This window comes from Streptomyces sp. NPDC056373 (assembly GCF_042262425.1).
GTDB lineage: Bacteria > Actinomycetota > Actinomycetes > Streptomycetales > Streptomycetaceae > Streptomyces.
In genome coordinates, this window is the sequence record NZ_JBHJPX010000044.1 from 1 (window position 1) to 3,305 (window position 3,305).

At 63.3% G+C, this 3,305-nt stretch carries 4 protein-coding genes; 3 read left to right on the plus strand and 1 reads right to left on the minus strand.

The annotated features are described in order from the left end of the window. The 3 genes from ACFCXS_RS39310 to ACFCXS_RS39320 all read left to right on the plus strand — a co-directional run. Positions 1 to 114, plus strand: a 114-nt coding sequence (locus tag ACFCXS_RS39310) for a DUF6507 family protein (protein ID WP_376648142.1), incomplete at its 5' end; no start/stop codon positions are given. Between the two features lie 84 nt (positions 115 to 198). Then, positions 199 to 1,653, plus strand: coding sequence for a hypothetical protein (locus ACFCXS_RS39315; protein ID WP_376648139.1), 1,455 nt, complete (start codon positions 199 to 201; stop codon positions 1,651 to 1,653). Then, the gene (locus ACFCXS_RS39320) at positions 1,634 to 2,269 is read left to right on the plus strand and encodes a pentapeptide repeat-containing protein (protein ID WP_376648140.1); all 636 of its coding nucleotides are present in this window, start codon (positions 1,634 to 1,636) and stop codon (positions 2,267 to 2,269) included. Before ACFCXS_RS39315 ends, ACFCXS_RS39320 begins: the two co-directional genes overlap by 20 nt. A gap of 367 nt (positions 2,270 to 2,636) precedes the next feature. On the opposite strand, the gene ACFCXS_RS39325 is transcribed toward ACFCXS_RS39320, so the two are convergent. After that, the gene (locus ACFCXS_RS39325; RefSeq protein WP_376648141.1) at positions 2,637 to 3,266 is read right to left on the minus strand and encodes a hypothetical protein; all 630 of its coding nucleotides are present in this window, start codon (positions 3,264 to 3,266) and stop codon (positions 2,637 to 2,639) included. Positions 3,267 to 3,305: the final 39 nt, after the last annotated feature.

Consider the following 3,305-nt stretch of genomic DNA (forward strand, 5'->3'; position numbering starts at 1 on the left):
GTAGTGGATGCGACCACGGCGTATCTGAACGGTGACGAGGAGATGGCGGCCGAGGCGCAGCGCAACACGCTGAAGGCGCCTGCGGTGGATCTGCCGGGGGCCGGAAAGAAGTGATTCAGCCGGAGAAGATTCCGCAGTTCACCGGGAATCTGGAGCAGCTGGAGACGGATTACGCGGACTTGAGGAAGGACGCGGGTCATGTCCGGGATGCCGGCGGCGACGTCCACTCCCGGTTCCAGGGTTTGTCGGCGTATTACGACGCTCCGGAGGCGGATCGACATCCCCACGCTGCCGGAGAACGAGGTCACGCTGCCCGAGGGCAGCATCAAGCTGCCCGACGGCACGGTGCACCTGCCCGAGGGCGCGGACATCCCCGCCGGGGCGACCGAGCTCCCCGACGGGACGGTGCGGCTGCCGGAGGACGTTCCGGTCCTGCCCGAGGGCACCACGAAGCTCCCCACGGAGGACGGTGCTCCGGCGCGCTATTACGACCCGGACGGCAACCTGCTGGACGAGCAGGGCAACGTGCTGCAGAAGGCGGACGACGGCCCCGGTGACGTCGTCGACCAGCCCGACATGCCCGACAACCCCGACGCCCCCACCTCCGGTGCGGACAGCCCACGTGTGGACTCCCCGGCCCAGCAACCCGCCCTGGTGGGCGCGGGCGCGCACACCGCGGAACAGGCCGGGCAGCACATCCGCCTGGGCGACAGTCTGGACAACAATCTCGGCGATGTAGGCCGAGTCGGTGAGGACGCACCCACCACACCAGCCGTCCACGCGGGTGGCGACGTGCCGGCCGCCCACGCGGGCGGTGATCTGCCACACGCCGGGGGAGCGGGCGACAACCTTCCCTACGGCAGCGTAGGCAATCACCTGCCGGACAGTGGGGCGGACGACCTCGCACATGACCCTTCCGCTCACCACGACTCGACATCAGGCCACACGAGCAGTCCCACCGATGGGCCGACCGGGCCACATTTCGACGGCCATACCACTGGCTCCGGTGAGGGATCGGGCACGGGTGGCCACGAGGGCGCCACAACAGACAGCCATGAGAGCACTGGGGGCAGTCAGAGCGAAGGCTCCTGGGGACACGGCGCGGACGGCCTGCCCGAACCAGCTGGGGGGGACGCTCTGCGGGGTAACGAGCCCCTTCCAGAGCTGACGCCGGAGGAGAAGGCAGCCCACTGGCACCACTTGGACGAGGTGGAACATCGAAGCCCTGATAACTTCGACGAGTTGCAACGTGACCCCGATAAGAACGGCGGCATCTCCGAGCCGTCGAAGGACGAAGCCCGCGTGGGCTTGGACCTACGGGAACAAGGGCGCCTGCCGGACGACATTCAGCGTCCATCCGTTGCCGATCGAGGCGAATTCTATTCGCCGAGCACAGGGCGGTACTATGACATCAAGGTTGTCCATTCCGACCGGCCCCCTTTCAATAACGTACGGGACAAGTCTCAACCCTTCCGTGGTGCTTACAGCCCGGCCAACAATGCTCGCTGGGTGAGCAAACTTTCAGAGCAAATTATCCAGAAGCATCGCACGGTTATCCTAGATGTCAGAAACGCGAACCAAGCAGCGATTGACGACATCAAGTCCATCGTCGAAAAGAACGGCTGGCAAGACAATGTCATCTGGTACCCGTAAGGGATGGGCTCCTGCAAGGATTCCCGCGGACGGAATCGCGGCCCAGCGTCTGCGGGAGTGGATCGACGAGAGCGAAGGCGGACTGGACGCCGTAGGTCTGAACTTTACTGGTGCGGACCTCTCGCACGGCGATTTCTCCGAGTCGTGGTTCACCGATGCCAAATTGGCGAACATCAAGCTGGCGGGGGCGGATTTGTACCGCTCGGATGCCCAAGGAGCCGATCTGAGTGGGGCCGACCTGACGGAGGCTTCCCTCGTGCGTGTGAACCTAGATGATGCGATCCTGCGGCATGCGACGCTCGACGGCGCCAACCTGGTGAAGGCATCGCTCTACGGTGTCGATGCGTTCGGCGCCAGCTGCCGTGGCACTCGCTTCATGGGTGCTTCTCTACTGGAGGTCGATTTCCGATCCGCTGATTTGAGTAATTCTGTCTTCGATGAGAATTCATTTCAGGTGACCATGGATCGAAATGCGAAGATCGAGGGCGCATCGGGCTCTGTCTTCGGGCCAGCGGTGATCATGGGCGAAGAGGGTGCTCAAGAACTATCGGGTGTCGAACTGCAGGAATGGATTAGGCAGCGCGGCGGGGGCATCCGAGTCGTAAGCGCGGATTGATAGAGCAGGTGAGCGAGTTCAAGGCGCGTTGAGAATGGTAGGGGAGCAGGTCTCCTGCGATCTCGGCGTGTAAGGGCAGGGCAGGTCGCACTATGGTGCGTGTGGACCTCAGCGAGGGGGACGCACCCTCGGCACCTGCCCACTGGACCCGTACATTAGAATTACGAGGTATTTCGGCCAGGCAGAGGGCTACGGCGTCCAAACGCCCGATCTGATCGATGGTCGCGGTCCGATTCTCACTGACCTGATGTGACCTGGCGTGAGTGCCGTCCGTCACGGCTGGGTGTGCTTGCTGCCAAGCAAGTGCTCGCCGAGAATGGGATGACGCAAGTCCCCAGGTGAGGCGAGCTATGTCGCTGAGCGGGTATCAGTAGGCGCGTGGACCTGCTTCCGTGGCCCGTACCGTGCTGGTGGCGAATCCCGTCGGGTTCTTGCCCTTGTCGACGACTTCGCACTTGTACTTGGTTTCCACGTTCAATGGGACCAGGGTCGCCTTGGGGATGTTGTTGCACAGGGCGTAGTCGATGTAGCCCTTGTAGTTTCCGAACAGTAGTTTGGCGACGCCGGCTTTGGTAATCACGCCCGTGCTGGGCGTCGCCTCGTACTCGACATAGCTCTCGGACCAGGCTGCCTTCTCGCCGATCGTCACATCCCATCTGATGGTCAGGCCGTCGTAGGTGGTCGTGCAGGCTACTGTTCTACCCTTGTTCGACTCGATACCGCTGGGGCACTGGGCTGTCGTCTTGCCTTCGGACTGGGCCATCTTGAGCGTCCGGACGCTCAGCTCGTGCTCCAACTGCTTGGAAAAGGGGGCGTCATCGGCAGGCGCATCCGGTTCCAGGTCGCCGTTCATGTCGGGCTGGTCCAGCCGCTGGGGAAGGACGGTGCGAGTGGGTGTCGCCTTGCTGTCGGCGTCGTCCGAGCTCGAGGCTGCGCCGCCGCATCCGGACGTCAGCAGGCACGTGAAGCCGACGGCTGCAATGATCTTCATTGGCATGATCATCACTCTAGCCTCGATCATTCATGAGGGTCCGTC